18 protein-coding genes are annotated in these 16190 nt (G+C 43.6%); 4 read left to right on the top strand and 14 right to left on the bottom strand.

Annotation, left to right across the window (positions count from 1 at the left end; all coding sequences use genetic code 11):
* Positions 1 to 52: 52 nt before the first annotated feature.
* Complete coding sequence (locus MMA19_RS16105; RefSeq protein ID WP_006073927.1) at positions 53 to 265, top strand: cold-shock protein; 213 nt, start codon at positions 53 to 55, stop codon at positions 263 to 265.
* Between the two features lie 282 nt (positions 266 to 547).
* The gene (locus MMA19_RS16100) at positions 548 to 757 is read left to right on the top strand and encodes a hypothetical protein (protein WP_038222859.1); all 210 of its coding nucleotides are present in this window, start codon (positions 548 to 550) and stop codon (positions 755 to 757) included.
* 191 nt (positions 758 to 948) lie between these two features.
* Here the strand turns inward: MMA19_RS16100 and MMA19_RS16095 are convergent, their stop codons facing one another.
* The 4 genes from MMA19_RS16095 to MMA19_RS16080 all read right to left on the bottom strand — a co-directional run bounded on the left by MMA19_RS16095 (position 949) and on the right by MMA19_RS16080 (position 4725).
* Positions 949 to 1797 carry a sterol desaturase family protein gene (locus MMA19_RS16095; protein WP_038222857.1) on the bottom strand — a complete coding sequence of 283 codons (849 nt, stop codon included), beginning with the start codon at positions 1795 to 1797 and terminating at the stop codon, positions 949 to 951.
* A gap of 27 nt (positions 1798 to 1824) precedes the next feature.
* The gene (locus MMA19_RS16090) at positions 1825 to 2844 is read right to left on the bottom strand and encodes a DUF2804 domain-containing protein (protein WP_240206668.1); all 1020 of its coding nucleotides are present in this window, start codon (positions 2842 to 2844) and stop codon (positions 1825 to 1827) included.
* Between the two features lie 206 nt (positions 2845 to 3050).
* Positions 3051 to 3290: a hypothetical protein gene (locus MMA19_RS16085; protein WP_006073920.1), complete on the bottom strand. Its 240-nt coding sequence runs from the start codon at positions 3288 to 3290 to the stop codon at positions 3051 to 3053.
* Between the two features lie 193 nt (positions 3291 to 3483).
* A complete protein-coding gene (locus MMA19_RS16080; protein WP_124940975.1) occupies positions 3484 to 4725 on the bottom strand; it encodes a CinA family nicotinamide mononucleotide deamidase-related protein in 1242 nt (413 codons plus the stop codon).
* A 162-nt stretch (positions 4726 to 4887) separates the two neighbouring features.
* Between MMA19_RS16080 and MMA19_RS16075 the strand changes: the two genes are divergently transcribed.
* Positions 4888 to 5457, top strand: a complete 570-nt coding sequence (locus tag MMA19_RS16075) for a TetR/AcrR family transcriptional regulator (protein ID WP_240206667.1) — start codon at positions 4888 to 4890, stop codon at positions 5455 to 5457.
* A 44-nt stretch (positions 5458 to 5501) separates the two neighbouring features.
* Here the strand turns inward: MMA19_RS16075 and MMA19_RS16070 are convergent, their stop codons facing one another.
* The 9 genes from MMA19_RS16070 to MMA19_RS16030 form a co-directional block, all read right to left on the bottom strand.
* Complete coding sequence (locus MMA19_RS16070; protein ID WP_086027638.1) at positions 5502 to 6989, bottom strand: arylsulfatase; 1488 nt, start codon at positions 6987 to 6989, stop codon at positions 5502 to 5504.
* A gap of 32 nt (positions 6990 to 7021) precedes the next feature.
* Positions 7022 to 7423, bottom strand: a complete 402-nt coding sequence (locus MMA19_RS16065; RefSeq protein ID WP_124940974.1) for a DUF4345 domain-containing protein — start codon at positions 7421 to 7423, stop codon at positions 7022 to 7024.
* 80 nt (positions 7424 to 7503) lie between these two features.
* Positions 7504 to 7971, bottom strand: coding sequence for a hypothetical protein (locus MMA19_RS16060; protein ID WP_240206666.1), 468 nt, complete (start codon positions 7969 to 7971; stop codon positions 7504 to 7506).
* Between the two features lie 4 nt (positions 7972 to 7975).
* The gene (locus tag MMA19_RS16055; protein WP_240206665.1) at positions 7976 to 9217 is read right to left on the bottom strand and encodes an anaerobic sulfatase maturase; all 1242 of its coding nucleotides are present in this window, start codon (positions 9215 to 9217) and stop codon (positions 7976 to 7978) included.
* 100 nt (positions 9218 to 9317) lie between these two features.
* Positions 9318 to 11060: an arylsulfatase gene (locus MMA19_RS16050; RefSeq protein ID WP_240206664.1), complete on the bottom strand. Its 1743-nt coding sequence runs from the start codon at positions 11058 to 11060 to the stop codon at positions 9318 to 9320.
* Positions 11061 to 11073: 13 nt separating this feature from the next.
* Positions 11074 to 11496, bottom strand: coding sequence for a tetratricopeptide repeat protein (locus tag MMA19_RS16045; RefSeq protein WP_240206663.1), 423 nt, complete (start codon positions 11494 to 11496; stop codon positions 11074 to 11076).
* A 9-nt stretch (positions 11497 to 11505) separates the two neighbouring features.
* The gene (locus tag MMA19_RS16040) at positions 11506 to 11913 is read right to left on the bottom strand and encodes a hypothetical protein (protein ID WP_240206662.1); all 408 of its coding nucleotides are present in this window, start codon (positions 11911 to 11913) and stop codon (positions 11506 to 11508) included.
* Between the two features lie 63 nt (positions 11914 to 11976).
* Complete coding sequence (locus tag MMA19_RS16035) at positions 11977 to 13152, bottom strand: iron-containing alcohol dehydrogenase (RefSeq protein WP_240206661.1); 1176 nt, start codon at positions 13150 to 13152, stop codon at positions 11977 to 11979.
* A gap of 22 nt (positions 13153 to 13174) precedes the next feature.
* Positions 13175 to 14590 (bottom strand): coniferyl aldehyde dehydrogenase, encoded by a 1416-nt coding sequence (locus MMA19_RS16030; protein WP_240206660.1) that lies wholly within the window; start codon positions 14588 to 14590, stop codon positions 13175 to 13177.
* Positions 14591 to 14880: 290 nt separating this feature from the next.
* Here MMA19_RS16030 and MMA19_RS16025 point away from each other — a divergent pair, with 290 nt between their 5' ends.
* Positions 14881 to 15396: an ACT domain-containing protein gene (locus MMA19_RS16025; protein WP_006073901.1), complete on the top strand. Its 516-nt coding sequence runs from the start codon at positions 14881 to 14883 to the stop codon at positions 15394 to 15396.
* 100 nt (positions 15397 to 15496) lie between these two features.
* Here the strand turns inward: MMA19_RS16025 and MMA19_RS16020 are convergent, their stop codons facing one another.
* Complete coding sequence (locus MMA19_RS16020) at positions 15497 to 16177, bottom strand: DNA-3-methyladenine glycosylase I (protein ID WP_031493125.1); 681 nt, start codon at positions 16175 to 16177, stop codon at positions 15497 to 15499.
* Positions 16178 to 16190 lie beyond the last annotated feature (13 nt).

Genomic DNA, 16190 nt, shown 5'->3' with positions numbered 1-16190 from the left:
TCCAGCCCATCAGCGCATCGCAACAATTTTAAATTTATATAAGGGACACATCATGTCTAACAAAGTAAACGGCACAGTAAAATGGTTTAACGAAGAGAAAGGCTTCGGCTTCCTAGCTCAAGAAAATGGCGGTGCTGACGTATTCGTTCATTTCCGTGCTATCGCATCTGAAGGTTTCAAAACTCTAGCAGAAGGCCAAAAAGTGTCTTTTGAAGTAGAGCAAGGCCAGAAAGGTCTTCAAGCTGCAAACGTTGTAGCTCTATAAGATTTTATTGATGAAAGCGGCATCATTAACCGCTTTCATCTTATCTTTTCACTTTGGATTTTAGAAAAAACTAGCAATAACCTCTCCTCTCAACGTTCTCGCTATACATTTCTCTATCAAGCAACACGCTCAAACATCCATCACTCTCTGATGGTATTAAATCTACAATTAGCATCATTATATTTAGGTAAATTATGTCTCGATCTATCGGCAGAAAACGCTTTTGGTTTTACCAAAACCGTGAATCCACTAAAAACACACAAAAATCCAAATAGGAGAAATATGAAAGTAACGTTTAAATCAATCAAAGATAATGTAACTTGGGTCTCTGAACCGCACCAACTAAACAGCGATATTTTGCTTAGACACTTTCTCACCAGAGCAAAAACCAAAGACCTAAATTTGGCGTTTAGTTACTGTGAATCTACTCATACTGGCACCATTACCAACGTCCATGACGAGCTAATCGGAAAGTTCTCACTACAGGCTTGATAATCAGTACCTTCACTACTAAGGCCAGTATCCATTGACCATCACTATAACTAATAATAAACACTATCCATCAACGTGCTTACCGCCTTCAGCACCTTGATAATATTGCGACTTTTATAGTGACTCTCTCGCCTTACTCTCTCGTCACAACACTCAACCTTTATCACAGCAGTAATTTGATCAATCTTAGGTTAATGCGTATCCGTTGGCGGAGATAAAATCATTTTGATTTTCGCTCTTAACGTCAGATCTTTGCGTGATAAGTCATTTAGCATATCTTTCCATTCGGCAAAAGTAACCGTGATTGGATTGAAGCTATTAACTGGCTTGCTGATTCCATAACGAACTTCTTCTACTTCGGGCTCAAAAGTCCCAAACATTCGATCCCAGATAATCAGAATTCCCGCGTAGTTTTTGTCTATGTATTGCGCGTTGACACCATGATGAACCCGATGGTGCGATGGGGTATTAATCACCCATTCAAGGGGCCCCAAGCGACGTATCCATTGTGTATGAACAAAGAACTGTAGACCTAGATTCAGCAGCACTACAAATACCACCCATTTAGGGTCGAAACCTATAATGACCAGTGGCATCCAAAACAGCCACATTCCCGCTAGCGGGTACATTAAGCTCTGTCTAAATGCGGTACTGAAGTTCATATTCTCGGAACTATGGTGGACAACGTGAGCAGCCCACATCCAGCGAATGCGATGACTCGCTCGATGGAACCAATAGTAGAAAAAGTCTTGTAATACCATTAACGCCAAAAACATGCTTAATGACATCTTGATATCAAAAAGTTTCCAGCCAAACACTAGCAGGTATAGTTTGGCGATAAACAGCCCCGCAACGAGATCGGTAAGTTGATGAAGCCCAGCCAACGAGAAGTTACATGCCAATTCCTTTAGAGAGTACTGCGCAGAGCTTGGCAGGCGGTTTCCCCGTTGACCAAGCCAATACTCGAGCACCATCATAATGACAAATAAAGGAGCTAATACAATTAACAACCACTCCGGGTTTTGAACAAGTTTATCCATCATATTCCATTGATTCTTTGTTTGTATTTACCACTTTGCAAAGTGGTCTTCGGTTAATCCCATTACTTGCGAAAGTTGATACTCGCGACCTTCTTCATCCTTTACAACACCAGAAAAGTGGCCAATGAACTGGCGAAAATTACTTTTAAGTACCCAAAGATTGAGTTTTTCTTTACGAGCATTAAGCGGTTGAAAGGTCAAATCGACTCGCCCTTGGTCATCATAAATGCGCCAGTCAGAGTCTGGTACTTGTCGGTCAAAATCAAACATTACACCCGCTAATAGACTACGCTTACCATTAACCCAAAGTACATTTTCAGTTACTCCCGTCTCGTTAACTCCAGCCGCGAGATTAAGACCAATTGTCACACCTTGAGCTTTGCCGTTAATACTCGCCCAGCGCCAACTTGTTTCACGCCTCATAAAACCTGCTGAAAAGTCATACCCGCCTAGACAACTTTCCATCGGTTGCGTTTGACCACCTACCTTGAACTCTCCCCTCACATTCAATGCATTATGCTTTTGCGTATAAGTCCATCCGTTGTAGCCTGTAGGCGATGAAACCATTAGCGGTGTACTTTCTGCATCTCCGGCATCAAGCAATACGTCCAATTCGAACGCTTTACACTTAGCTCGAACCCGCCACTCTCCCTCTTCAATATCAAAACAAATCTGCCCTTGATTGAACTGTGCTTTCCCTTTCCAAGGCGACGCTGTGAGTGAATACCCTAATCCCACGGGACGCATCCAACTCTCTTCAACGAGTTGTTTTTTTTCAATGTCATAGAGATAGCAAAAACTGGTTCCAAGGTAGCGAATATCAGCGATCGCTATGCCTAAAACGTATTTGGAAGTAAAAATACTGACAAACTGAAACTGCTTGTAATGGAAATATTTAGCGAGTGAACTGCGTTCTCTATCCATTGTGGAATAGTAGCGAAAGCTGGCAATGTCTAGAGCTTCTGGAATGGATAAAAGATGACCGTAGTTAGGTTTACCATCTACTCCCATTAGCGATTTAATTTGTTGAACAGAAGGCGTGTTCATTCTAATACTTTCTCTTCTCATAGCCTTATTTAGGCCTTATTTTTGTTGGTTCACAAAGTGTGGGTTCGCAAAGTATGAGACAAGAATCAGCAACTGTGGACAAATTAGAGCAAAAGCACAAAATGGATCACAGAATCGTACAAATAAACATCAGAAAAAGAAAAGGCTGATCAAATTGATCAGCCTAAAGTAACTTGAATTGGGTCTCAGTCGACAGTCGACAATATGGAGTCTGCTGTACCCATAGAAACATGTTTGTCTGCAATGCGACGTCCACCATCATCGTAGAGCGAGATTCTAAAACCGTCATCAGACAGGATCTCTTCCATAGGAGCCTTCAACCACATAGCCGCTATATCACCGCATTTTTTGCTGAGTGCTTCGCCAAGCATAATCTGCTCATTGGCGATCTGATAAAACACTCTTATTCTTGATTGCTGGATCATATTTACCCCTCCTACACACCACCATTTTCAGGGTGAACATTGATTTTAATCAAATAAAAAGAAAGGGCTACTCTCAAAAATGAGAATTTGAAATTCCTGTTAGAGATCAGCTTATTGTGAGCTAGATCTAATTTTCATATATACATAACAAAATAGAATATAGGCACTGTGTTGAATATTTATCTTAGTAGGATCAAGTTAACTGATCCGTTGGTAGAAATATCTCTTCGGTACGAGTAAGAAAGCCATAATCAGGGAACATTGGCTTATTATCTAGGTAACGTCTAAGCATATCTCCCGCCACCGTACTAATGACAGTTTTTACACTTTGAGAGCTGTAGCTTCGTTGCAGTTTTAGCGTCTGCCCCCATTCACCTTTGGGCGTTGAAAGCGCCACGGAGAACTCTCCACCTTCAAGCTTTCCTGTGGACAAGGCAATATCTGAACTGCAGTTGCTTTTTGTCGCTCCTGCTAGCGCTAGAGTGGCCCCCAACCTTTCACTGTCTCTATCAAGCGGCGATGCCGTTTTAGAGCCAAGTACCCATGTTGCCCCGCAATATTGCTCAATCTGTTCATTGTCTTGAAGCCAAGAGGCTAGGTAACCCTTGGTACCATGTTCAGATATAGCAATGGTTGGTTTATGTAACTCAACCAAATGACCAATTCTGTCCAGCATAGGTTGATCGACACTGACAACATTACTATGCAAGAGCTTCTCTATCATCGAGAGCACTCTTGACCCTATTTCTAAATCGTCTGAAGGACCAAACAGTTTGACTTCGATAAAAGGAAGATAAGAACGATAGCCCAACTCATATTCCGGCGGTAGATTAAGACTTGAAAGCGTGTCTGCAATACCAGATTCCGATAGGCCAAACGTATATAAACGTCGGCATACCCTACCTTGTTGATTAGGGAATTCATGTTTTAAGTCAGGCAAAATCTGCTCAAGCGTCATTTTTTTGAATTCGCTTGGGACACCTGGAGTGAAGTAAAACAAGCAATCATTGATCATCATTTTGAAACCACATGCGGTGCCAATTGGGTTATCAACCACCACCGCGCCCTCTGGCAACATTGCTTGTTTGATGTTGCTGTCAGGCATGGATTTACCGCGTTGAGCATAGAAGGCTTTGAGTGTTTCCAACCAACCTTGGTTCAACACTAAAGATTGATCCGCGGCTTCCGCTGCTACTTCAGCAGTGAGATCATCAGACGTAGGCCCCAAGCCACCATTGACGATCACCACATCCAGATTCAAACTTAGCATGATCATTTCTTGTAGCAACTCAGCTCGCTGGTCACCTACTGTAGAGCGCTTCGACATGGAAAACCCATGCTCATAAAATACACGGCTGAGCCACGCGGCATTGGTATCAACAATATCGCCATACAATACCTCTTCACCAGTACTCAACATTGCAATTTTAGGCATGATCTCTCCTTGTAGGTTTTTTCATAAGGATGACATGAGTTATTGAAATAGCAATAGCGATTTCGTGGCAAATCATCCGATTAACGATGTTAACGCTGCTAGACTGTACGGTCTGTTTGTTCAGAGTTACAATAGTCGCCGATTTCAAAAAAGGGCGGACTTATGGCTGATTTAAAACAAACACTTCTCGACGCTGGGTTTGACCTCATTAGCGAACATGGATTCGCTGGCATTGGTATTATGAAGATCATTCAGCAAGCGAACGCAACGAAGGGCTCTTTTTACCATCATTTCAAATCGAAGGAAGATTTCGGCCGCCAGTTATTAGAAGACTATTTTGAAGACCATCTAAACACGCTCAGTCAATATCTAGAAGACAGCTCCATTGCCTATGAACAGCGCGCGTTACATTACTTCGAGTTTTGGTCAGATTCAAAGGTAACAGAAGATTTTCGGATTAAATGTTTAGTGGTGAAGTTGTCTGGTGAAATATCTGGAACATCATCAAGTATGCAAGTCGAACTGGATAACGGCGCTGAAAAAGTCATTAATCGCATGGCGGATTATTTCGCATCTGGCAACGAGCAAGGTCTGCTAGCTATAGAAAATCCATACATGGTCTCGCGAACGCTTTATGCCAAGTGGTTAGGTGCCACATTACTTTGCGCGATGCAAAAAGACCGAACGCATTTAGAGCAAGCCATGATGGAAACCAAGTTACTGATAAAATAAGGGCTGCAAGCAGCCCTATAGTAACTATTTTAATTAACAACCATTTAGCGCCCTATTCCGGACGCATCCACCGCATCCGGCTCAAAAGTGACAGGAGGCCACTCTTTAAAGGTTTCTAAGTGTTGTTGTACCGCTGCCTGAGCTGGGCCAAATGCCCACATTTTCTTGCCCATCCAGTTGATGTACATACCAGACTCCTCAGCAGCACGCTCATAAGGATCGCGGCGTAGGTTGAAGAGCAGCGGTGCATTAAGCTCTTCCTTCGGTCCACTCCAGCCATGATTTTGCACCACAAAATGAGCTTTCCAATCACCAACGCGAACCGCTTGAAGTCTGTCACGTTCGTAGTAAATGATTTCTTTACGATTTGACGGTGCTAGTTCAGTGAGCATCGATATTTGATTGTAACCATCTAAATGCGCTTTAAAGCCTTCATACCCTGTCAGCATTTGTTGTTTGAGATCGCTTGGTCCACCTGCGGCTTCAACCAGCGTAGGTAACCAGTCCATACCATCAAACATCCCGTTGTGTATTTTTCCTGCTGGAATTTTACCTGGCCAGCTCACCAACAGAGGCGCACGGACACCACCTTCCCAAGTTGAGCCTTTTTCACCATGGAAAGGCGTCATTCCGCCATCAGGCCAAGTCATGATTTCTGGCCCATTATCCGCTGTAAAGATCACAATCGTGTTATCCGCTACACCCAACTCTTCTAATTTGGCAAGCATCTCACCGACATGATCATCGAGGTCTTTCATCACGACTTCTTGCAAGCCCCAACCGTTTTGTCCGAGCATAGCTTCGTACTCTGGAGACAAGTGAGTCCAAACATGGCCTCTTGAAGGGCAATACCAGGTGAAGAAAGGCTTGTCTTGTTTCACCGCATTTTCGATGAAGTTGATGGCATGTTTATTAACCTCATCATCTAAAGTACGCATGCGTTCGATGGTCAAAGGCCCGTCATCTTTGATGGTTTGTCCACCCTTGCCATCTGACTTGGAATGAATCACATTTCTTGGTGCGAATTTCTGGAACGCTTCGTCTTTTGGCCAATCAGGATCTTCAGTGTATTCCATCGCATTAAGATGGTATAACCAACCCCAATATTCATCGAAACCATTCATTGTTGGTAGCACTTCATCTCGGTCACCTAAATGGTTCTTACCAAACTGGCCAGTTGTATAACCTAAGGTTTTCAGTATTTCCGGTAGTGTCGGTGTTTCAGCATTCAGTCCTACTGGGCTACCTGGAAGACCAACAGTATGCATGCCGGTACGAACGGGGAACTGTCCGGTAATAAACGCAGAGCGTCCTGCTGTGCAAGAAGGCTGAGCATAATAGTCCGTCAGCAACATTCCTTTTTCAGCAATACTATCAATATTGGGCGTCTCACTACTCATTAACCCTCGATGGTAAGCACTTAGGTTAGAGATACCAATATCATCAGTAAAAATAACAAAAATGTTTGGTGGCTTTTCATTCGCATTCGCAAGTGAACTCAAGCCTAATAAACTCAGCACTAACCATTTCATTAATATACGGTGCATCCTGCCTCCTAATATATTCACGCGACTCGTTTGGTTTCAAAATCATCTTTTTTGAGAAGCACAATCCCTACTACTCCAAACCCTATTTCGAGGAGAAGATAAACGACTAACAGCCCATTTGGTATCCCATCGACGACCATGCTAATAGCACGACCTAAACCCAGCCCCCACATAAACACAATCAGACTTTGTAGTGCAGAACGCGCCATTTGCTGCGTCCCGAAAGCCCCCATAAGCCAATAAACCGCCAATGCAAGATAAAGCCCCATTACAGCGCGAAAGATATGACTCACATTAATCGGTGATGCATCAATATCAAACAGGAAAGGTAAGGTAATGCTAGGAACCAAGCCATACATTAAGGCAATAGGGATTAATCCAAGGACCGCCAATAACAAGAACTTTTGTGTATGCGTCATGTTGCTTCTCCTGTTTATTCTTACAGACTAGTTGCTGGTATCTATAAAGCAAATTTTCAGATTTAATAGAGTAAGTTAGCTCAAAGCCCTATCTGACTAAGTAAGCCTTGTAAATTGAGATGTGTACTAAGATTTAATGCATTGACTAGGCTATAACTCAAACCGCTCCAACACAAAATAGACAATGAAAGTAAAATAAAGGTAGTAATGTGACTTTGTCTGAGGCGCCTAGCGATTAAGGTGTAGAGTGGAATGCCAACCAGAACAGGAGCAAGTGTGGCCATAGTCTTATTACCGTACCTTTTCCATGCGGTTACGAATCGCCTCAACTTAGGCCTGTAGGGCTGAAAATTCTTTCTCGTATAAAGGTAAAAGGAATATCGTCCTATAAACCAGCCGAAATAGCCTGCGATTAATGCCGGAACCACATTAAACAGCAACATCTCTGGATAACTAAAACCAACAAAACCTGCTAATGCGGGACCAGAATAGGTTTTCCAAATACTGAGCAGCGCCATGACCAAGCCGAGTAGTAAATAACTATCCATATTCTCACCCAATAGCTTTACATGTTATTTTCGCAATTCCATTTAGCCCAAGTATATGCGTAATCACTGGATCAACATGATGAAATATTTGTTGCCAACCTTGGCATAAGTAATTAAGTCCAGGGTTACCGTACTTATCTTTTATGATTCGGTTCTTTGGACACTCACCATGACAAGCAAACCTCACCTTGCACTCCAAACATTGTTTGGGCAACGCTCTTTGTTTCGCAAAACCAAAGGTCATTTGCTGTTTTGATAAAGCGATTGCCGCCAATGGCGTCTGCTCAATATTGCCAATTTTGTGTTCAGGATGAACATAGTGATCGCAGGCATAAACATCGCCATTAGGTTCGACAGCAATGCCCTTGCCGCATATATCGCTTAGCGTACACATCGAACTCGGTTTACCCATCCAAATTCCGAAAAAGTTTTCAAAGTAAGGAATATGAACTTTGCCAAAATCCTGCTTCATCCATTCATCAAAAATGGTCGTTAAGAAGTCTCCCCATTGAGTCGGAGCGACACTCCAACTTGTTGTTTGAGCGGATACAGGGATGATTGCAGCTTCAGAACACTGAGCCCATTTTATCTCTTCATCTCGGTCAACAACTGGGATAAATTGAATTTGTGATGGTTGAATCTCATCTCTTAAGAAGCGATACACCTCTAAAGGGTAATTACCATTGACGTTGTTGACACAAGTCAGCGTCGCAAAGTGGATACCATGACGCTTTAGATGTTCGGCGGCTTCAATCACCTTGCTAAACGTCCCCTGCCCGCAGCGGTTCTTGCGATATGTATTGTGAAGCTGTTCTGGGCCATCAATACTCAAACCTACACTAAACGCGTGTTTCGCCAAAAATTGACACCATTTGTCATTGATTAACAGCCCATTGGTCTGAATATCATTCACTATCTTCACATAGGGTTTGGCGTATTTCGTTTGAAGCTCTACTATTCGTTCAAAATAACTAAGGCCTAGCATTGTTGGCTCGCCACCATGCCAAGAGAAGACGATCTCTGGCGTGTTTTGACCTTGAATGTACTGGCGAATATAACGCTCTAGCATCTCATCACTCATCTTGTACGAGCGATTCTTGGGATACTCTAGTAGCTGTTGTTTATCCAGATAATAGCAATAGTCACAGTTAATATTACACACCGCTCCAATTGGTTTCGCCAACGCCTGAAACTTAGCATGAGGCTGACCTTGGTACTGAGGTACATTAAGATGATAGTGGGACATGGTGTGTTCCTCTTAAGAAAGTATCCAAACTGTTCAACATTTTTAAATGGATGAACTCGCCTCAATACAAACCGGTCAGTTTGCATTGAGGCGAAATTTTTTACTTCACGTTTTCAAATGGATTCCATTGTTCATCCACTGGTACGATACCCATTGTTTTTTCGTACTCTTTGTAAGCAGCTAACATTTGTTGGAACTGCTCAGGACGTTGGTGTTTCAGGTCTATCATTTCAGCAGGGTCTAACTTGGTGTTGTACATATGCCACTCACTGTCCCCTCCCATCCCTTTCGAAATTCGAATGATCTTAAAGTCCCCTTGAAGAAGAATGCCGCTGCCGAATAACTCGAACGCGATAGCATTGTCTTCGCTATGGACAGTCTCTTGCTCACCTTGTAGATAAGGCATAATGCTTTGACCGCTCATTGGGGCCACTTTTCTGCCTTTATATTTACCGCCAGCGGGTTCAACATCGGCCACATCCAATATTGTGGCAGCGAGGTCTTTTACTTGAGCCAATTCATTAGTTTGAGTTCCGGCCTCCAGTGACTCCTTCTCTCCAAGGACACCTTTGGCAGGTTTGATGATCAGAGGAACACGTACTCCCCCTTCTGCTGTATACGCTTTAAACCAAGACAATCCACCAGTGGATGCACTTGCCCATTCTGGGCCCAATGAGACACTTGAGTCTGCGTTACCCAGATTTTCGGTACTATTGTCAAAGTGATAATCGGTCCAAGTACGAATCAGATCACTTACATTTTTCCCCGTAATATCCGTCGCTTCCGGACCGTTGTCTGCGAGATAGATAATATACGTATTGTCGTACTCACCTATCTTTTTCAAATAATCAGTTACCTGACCTATCTGCTGGTCTTGAAGCTCCATCATTCCCATAGCAATGGCCATTTTTTTGCCATACCATTGCTTTTGTTCATCTGACAGATCATCCCATGGTCTACTCAGTGAATTTCTATCGGACATCGTAGCGCTCTTCGGAATTACGCCCATCTGTTGCATTCGTTTAAAGCGGTCTTCTCGAACTGAGTCCCACCCGTGCTCTACGTAATAAGCAATCTTATCTTCAAACGATGCTTTAGGTGCTTGTAGTGGCAAGTGAATCGCTGTGAATGGTAAGTAGGCAAAGAAAGGTTTTCCCGAGTCCTTATTACTATCAATCATGCTGATTAACTCTTCGGTATAACCTTGGTCTGAATACTCTCCCGGATACTTATCTTTTACTTGTTGACCATTTTGATAAGTCGGCTCGACCTCTACGCCAGGCATTTCACCTTTTTGCAACGCTTTTGCTGTTGCTTCATTTTTCGCCGGGAACATCATATCTCTATTGAAATGATTCGAACCGCCAGCCAAAATTCCGTAGCTCTGTTCAAAGCCACGATCATCCGGCAGGAAACCATCATCATGACCCAAGTGCCATTTCCCAGAAAGGTAAGTATGATAGCCATTATCACGAAGTAACGTCGCTACGGTTACGCCATCTTTAGTGAGGTAGCCTTCATAACCTGGCTTGCCAATAGCTGGCGGATAGACGGCATAGTCAAACGTGCCTAACCCAACCTCATGACTGTTGGCACCCGTTAACATCATAGAGCGAGTGACAGATGACGTGGGTGAAGCATGGAAGTTGGTAAATTTCACCCCCTCTTCAGCCAGTTGCATCAGGTTTGGTGTTGACACTTCAGAGCCATAAGGTTGCGTATCAGCAAATCCGACATCATCACCAACGATGAGTAAAATATTAGGTTTTTCCTGCGTAGCAAATGCATTTGGTGCACAAGTGGCTGCTATGGCCGTGCATAGGATAGTTTTGGAATTATTCATGGTTCACCCTTGTTTAGTGAGCACTTTGTGACATCCAATGGAGCATATCCAGTGCTCTAGGATGATTCTGTTCAGCGGCTTTGCCTATCCAGCTAACCGCTAGAGAATGATCTTTCTCGCCACCAGTCCCTGCTGCGTACATAAGACCAAGCTGTAATTGAGCGTCTGCATTCCCCTGAGTCGCTGCTCGTAATATCCATTTGCGTGCTTTTTCTTGAGTAGATTCAAGATATTCACCCTCAGATTCCACACCTTGCAGATAAAACATACCAATCTCGTACTGCGCCGCAGCGTCACCCGCATAACCGTTTTGAAACGTAGTACCAACATCACTAGATAAGGTATTTGGTGTGTCTGTTACATACCCCAGGCATGCCGTCCCAATAAAAAGCAAACAGAGAAAGCTAAGCGACAAATTTTGAATGCGTTTATTCATAGTTTGACGCTAGTGTTGCAAGGTTGAGGCTTGTAAACGTATGGTTTTCTGCTCTTTCCAGTATACTAACGTCCAAATCACAACGAACGTATCCATGGCTCCTGCAAGTAAAAAACCGGTAATATGCGGGCTGTTGTAGTTAAGCAGAAGAAGAATCACCATAAAGCCTTTCTCAACCGCAGAATAAAGCATGATGCTCTCTCTCCACTGAGGTTTGAAAGCCGCACCCACCATCATCACTCCCATCATGCCTACCATGACACCCCAGTGTTGATAGAACACAAAATCCTGCTCCAAATAAGGTAATTGCCCGATGTGAGTAATGGCCCATTGTGGGAAAAATGCATAAGCGAAAGCCGCCGCGGTCCCAATACCGGTAACCAATAGCATCTTGTTGACGTGTTGAGTAAAAAACATAGTTGCCTCCTAGTATTCAAAAAGTGAGGCACATCCCTATGCCGCAATGAGTAAGTTGGAAAATTAACAAGTAGTCTCGAGTATTGCGGTGACCTTTTCTTGAGCAATCGGGTAGAACTGGAAACTGATGTCTTTTTCTATCCCAGAGACAATCTGCGCTTTTTTGTTGTCATCTAGCTTCCATTTGGCAAAGCTCTGCGTCGCATTCACTAACGCCTGGAAAGCACGTAATGAATGTACAACCTCTTGGTGTTTTTCAGCGTCTGTTAAGCTAGGTGATATACCAAACACCGCTGCTAATTTGTTAATGCTTGGGAGGTAAAACTCTGGAAGCGCCTCAATCACCACTGGTAGTAAGACACTATTGGCATCACCATGTGGGATATGCGCTACCGCGCCAAATGCGTGCGCGCAGTTATGGATCGGTATGCCACCTAAAGACGAATAGAAAGCAGAAATAGCCATGGTACTTGCTTGCAGGAGCTCACAACGAGCCGCTACATTTTGCGGAGACTGAAGTACTTGCGGTAGGTTATTCAGTATCAAGCGACACGCCTGCGTCGCATAAGCATCAGTGAAGGTATTACTTAAAGGCGATGCCAGTGCTTCAATAGCATGGGTCAATGCGTCCATACCTGTCGATACTGTTAACGCTGCTGGCAAATTCACTGTCAGCTCAGGGTCTAAAACAGCAATATCGCACTCAAGTCCAGAGACGACTAAACTCGCTTTAACCTGCTCTCTGTCATTATAAAAAACCGCGATAGGCGATGCTTCTGCACCTGTCCCCGCCGTTGTCGGTACGCCTATATGAGGAATTGAAAACGGTTTTACATCAGGACCAACTTCAAGACGCCCACCACCTTGAATCGCATCACGGATATCATCAAGCTTATGTTCTAAACCATATTTGATACCTTTTGATGCATCGATAACGCTCCCCCCGCCAAGCGCCAAAATACTGTCTGCATTCACCTGTTTTGCAAATTCCAGAGCGCGATTAATATCCAAACAGCTCGCGTCCGCTTCAATATCGGTGTAAATCCCCGCAAGCTTCACCTTCTCTTCTGTCGAAAACAGCGATGCCAAACGCTCTACGAAACCCAATGACTCAAGGCCTTTATCGCTGACCAACAACACTCGCTGCGCCCCTTTCGCTTTAAACAGGGTTGGGATCGCTTCTATGGATGATGCACCAGAGTGAACGACGGTTCTAAGGTTGAAAGTAAAGTTATTCATAGTTGAATCTCCAATTAGTCAGTTATGCGCACAGTGTTTTTAGTACTGCACGTTTGAATTCGTTATCTTCAGGACCAAGTAATAAGCTGACATTGTGTTGCTCTGCATCGGTCGTCATCACCGTCTTGGCATGAGAGAAAGTTAGGAAGCCTTCTTTACCGTGGTAAGCCCCTTTTCCAGACTCACCAATACCTCCAAATGGCGCATCATCGACCGCTAGGTGGAAAACGCAGTCATTAATACACATACCACCAGAGTGCACCTGATTAGCAACTTTGCGTTGCAATGAGTCATCTTCGCTCATCAGATAAAGTGCTAGGGGCCTCGGTCTCTCAGTAATAAAGTTAATTGCGCCATCAATGGTGGAATAGGTGATGATCGGCAATAAGGGACCAAAAATTTCTTGAGTCATAACCGCTGATTGCAGAGATGGATTAACAATTAAGTGTGTCGCCATCAGTTGTCTTTCCACATCGAGCGCTTCTTTATGACAGGCAGTAACAAGAGACTCTGCCGCCACTTCATTGGAGAGCAAATCATGAAGACGTTGGAATTGACGCTGATTAATCAGACTAGTCATCGAGTCGCTGTTTACCCCTTGGGGAAACAGTTTTTGATAATGCTCAACATATGCCTTAACAAAAGCGTGCTGCTTGCCTTCGGGAATCAATACATAATCAGGAGCTACACATACCTGACCATTATTCAAACTCTTGCCATAAATAATGCGTTCCACAGCCATCTCAATATCAGCGTCATCCGCGACAAGAACTGGCGACTTGCCGCCAAGTTCTAAGGTGACTGGCGTTAGGTTTTCTGACGCAGCTTTCATGACCTTACGACCAACTTCTGTCGAGCCAGTAAAGAGCAAATGGTCGAATGGTAAAGAGGTGAACTGAGCAGCAATATCGGCCTCACCTTCAATGACGACAACCTCAGTATCGCTAAAGCAGCTTGCAAGCATTTCACGAATGACCGAATTGGTGGCAGGGGTGAACTCACTCAGTTTGATCATCGCCCTGTTACCCGCAGCAATCGCAGATATCAAAGGACCAATAGAAAGCATGACAGGGAAGTTCCAAGGAGTAACGATGCCGACAACTCCTTTAGGTTGATACACCACCTCTACAGTTGAGCTTGAAAGTAATGGGCCCGCGTCTCTCGGACATGGACTCATCCATTGCGCTAACTGGGATAAGGTGTGGTCAATATTGCCAATACATGGCAAGACGTCGGCAACTAATGTGTCCTGTCGGCTTCTCTTTCCATAGTCTTTATCCAGAGCATCACAAAGCGCGTCACTGAATTGTTGCAACGACACTTTTAACGACGTAAGCACGGCAACACGAGCCTCATAGCTTGGCATTGGTTCACTTTGATAGTGCTTTTTTAATCGCTTGTGAATGAGTTTCAAATCATCAAAAGTCGTGTTTTGCATGGTTGTCCTCCTAAGAAAGTGATCACACAATAATCAAAACAAACCGGTCGGTCCAGTGATTAAATGTCAGAGAACTGTAAATTAGATCTGCGAAAGGGAGAGGTATTATGGCTAACTCTTTGTTGACCAAATAAAAACCATGAAAATTGTGCGCCTAACTACAGTTCAATAATCTTGTTTTGTTTTTAGAGTGAATACTTGACGTTCATCATGCGACCGACCTTTTTTAGATCTAAACTGGAGTTAACTATTCAAATAGTTGTTGGTTTTAAACCTGTGGAGGGAATCGTATGAGCAGCAGTACTTTCATTGTCAACTTTGTTGGCCAAGCTAGCCCAGCCACCATTAAAAACCTTGCATCAGTTACCCACGAAAACGGCGGTAAATGGCTGGTGAGCAAAGTGAATTTTATCGAAGACCATGTGGCCGCCGTCATAAAGGTCGAACTTCCTACGGACAATGTTCAAGCAGTCAAAAGCGCTTTCAGTGAACAGCAAGGATTATTAGTTCAAATCACCGATACCGAAGAGCATCGTCATGATCAAGAAAAGGTATTCCAGTTACGATTAGATGCTAACGACCGAGCCGGTATCGTTAACGAAATTACCCAGTTCTTAGATGGGCAAGATATCCGTATTCTAGATATGGACTGCCAGCGTGTATTTATCGCGGGGGGCGGTGGTATTGGTTCAAGCCTATTTACAGCAACAATGGCGCTCAAAATACCTGCTGCAATGCAAATTAAAGATGTGGCAAGTGAGTTAGAATCGTTGAGTGAAGATACGCGAGTGATTCTGGAATCATAAATAGATTTACTTAAGAGTTTGCCCTACTAAATCTTCCCCCTGCGCAGCAGGGGGAACTTATGTCTAAAAGACATTGGAAGAGAAAGCCTCCCTTACCTAGCTAAACTCGATTATCGCCAAAACCATAAGCAATGATTTGGCTGATTTCTGAAAGTGACCTACCCGACTCTTGGTGCCATTCCATAAATGCTTTGTTTGCAGCATTCATCGCACGTTTTGTGCCTCTACCCGAGTCAATGATATTGGTATTACGTAAATAGCCTTCTACATCATTTGATAAAATAAAGGTGTCTACACCCAATTGTCTTAGCGCATAAGGTCCAGTATTTCCGCCGAGCCTTGCACCATGTTTTTTAAGGTGTGCCCAGAGTTCGACAATCGATTCTTTCGGCCAATCGGCAACCATTTGCGAAAAGGATTCGTGCTCGTAGCGAGCAGATTGGATCATCGAGGCATTAACTGGTATCGACATGACTTTAGTCATGTGACGAATGATTTTTGGGTCTTGGGCTTTTTGTTCCCACTGTTCTTCAGACAGCATCAGTAGCGGATCGATTCTGAATTGGAAAAAATGTTCTTCGAAGTTTGGCCATTTGTTTCTTACCACTTTCCACGATATTCCACTTTGGAACACTTTCATTGAAAACGCAGACAACCAACGATCTTCAGGAATAGCTGCCACTTCATCTCGGCTCAGAGGTTTGGAGACAATCGACTCAAGTCCTTGCTCACCACCTTTTCTATCTGCCGCTCTGGCGTAAATCGAATCGAATTTTTCCATATCTTTCCACTAC

This window comes from Vibrio sp. CyArs1, from assembly GCF_022432925.1.
In the GTDB taxonomy this organism is placed as follows: Bacteria; Pseudomonadota; Gammaproteobacteria; order Enterobacterales; family Vibrionaceae; genus Vibrio; species Vibrio mediterranei.
Note: the sequence above shows the minus strand (reverse complement) of the source record. Positions and strands in the feature narration are given on the sequence as shown.

Excerpts from the sequence above, each read along its gene's own strand:
- MMA19_RS16105 (WP_006073927.1), top strand. The coding sequence starts at position 53 with ATGTCTAACAAAGTAAACGGCACAGTAAAATGGTTTAACGAAGAGAAA.
- MMA19_RS16100 (WP_038222859.1), top strand. The coding sequence starts at position 548 with ATGAAAGTAACGTTTAAATCAATCAAAGATAATGTAACTTGGGTCTCT.
- MMA19_RS16095 (WP_038222857.1), bottom strand. The coding sequence starts at position 1,797 with ATGGATAAACTTGTTCAAAACCCGGAGTGGTTGTTAATTGTATTAGCT.
- MMA19_RS16090 (WP_240206668.1), bottom strand. The coding sequence starts at position 2,844 with ATGAACACGCCTTCTGTTCAACAAATTAAATCGCTAATGGGAGTAGAT.
- MMA19_RS16085 (WP_006073920.1), bottom strand. The coding sequence starts at position 3,290 with ATGATCCAGCAATCAAGAATAAGAGTGTTTTATCAGATCGCCAATGAG.
- MMA19_RS16080 (WP_124940975.1), bottom strand. The coding sequence starts at position 4,725 with ATGCCTAAAATTGCAATGTTGAGTACTGGTGAAGAGGTATTGTATGGC.
- MMA19_RS16075 (WP_240206667.1), top strand. The coding sequence starts at position 4,888 with ATGGCTGATTTAAAACAAACACTTCTCGACGCTGGGTTTGACCTCATT.
- MMA19_RS16070 (WP_086027638.1), bottom strand. The coding sequence starts at position 6,989 with ATGAAATGGTTAGTGCTGAGTTTATTAGGCTTGAGTTCACTTGCGAAT.
- MMA19_RS16065 (WP_124940974.1), bottom strand. The coding sequence starts at position 7,423 with ATGACGCATACACAAAAGTTCTTGTTATTGGCGGTCCTTGGATTAATC.
- MMA19_RS16060 (WP_240206666.1), bottom strand. The coding sequence starts at position 7,971 with ATGGATAGTTATTTACTACTCGGCTTGGTCATGGCGCTGCTCAGTATT.
- MMA19_RS16055 (WP_240206665.1), bottom strand. The coding sequence starts at position 9,217 with ATGTCCCACTATCATCTTAATGTACCTCAGTACCAAGGTCAGCCTCAT.
- MMA19_RS16050 (WP_240206664.1), bottom strand. The coding sequence starts at position 11,060 with ATGAATAATTCCAAAACTATCCTATGCACGGCCATAGCAGCCACTTGT.
- MMA19_RS16045 (WP_240206663.1), bottom strand. The coding sequence starts at position 11,496 with ATGAATAAACGCATTCAAAATTTGTCGCTTAGCTTTCTCTGTTTGCTT.
- MMA19_RS16040 (WP_240206662.1), bottom strand. The coding sequence starts at position 11,913 with ATGTTTTTTACTCAACACGTCAACAAGATGCTATTGGTTACCGGTATT.
- MMA19_RS16035 (WP_240206661.1), bottom strand. The coding sequence starts at position 13,152 with ATGAATAACTTTACTTTCAACCTTAGAACCGTCGTTCACTCTGGTGCA.
- MMA19_RS16030 (WP_240206660.1), bottom strand. The coding sequence starts at position 14,590 with ATGCAAAACACGACTTTTGATGATTTGAAACTCATTCACAAGCGATTA.
- MMA19_RS16025 (WP_006073901.1), top strand. The coding sequence starts at position 14,881 with ATGAGCAGCAGTACTTTCATTGTCAACTTTGTTGGCCAAGCTAGCCCA.
- MMA19_RS16020 (WP_031493125.1), bottom strand. The coding sequence starts at position 16,177 with ATGGAAAAATTCGATTCGATTTACGCCAGAGCGGCAGATAGAAAAGGT.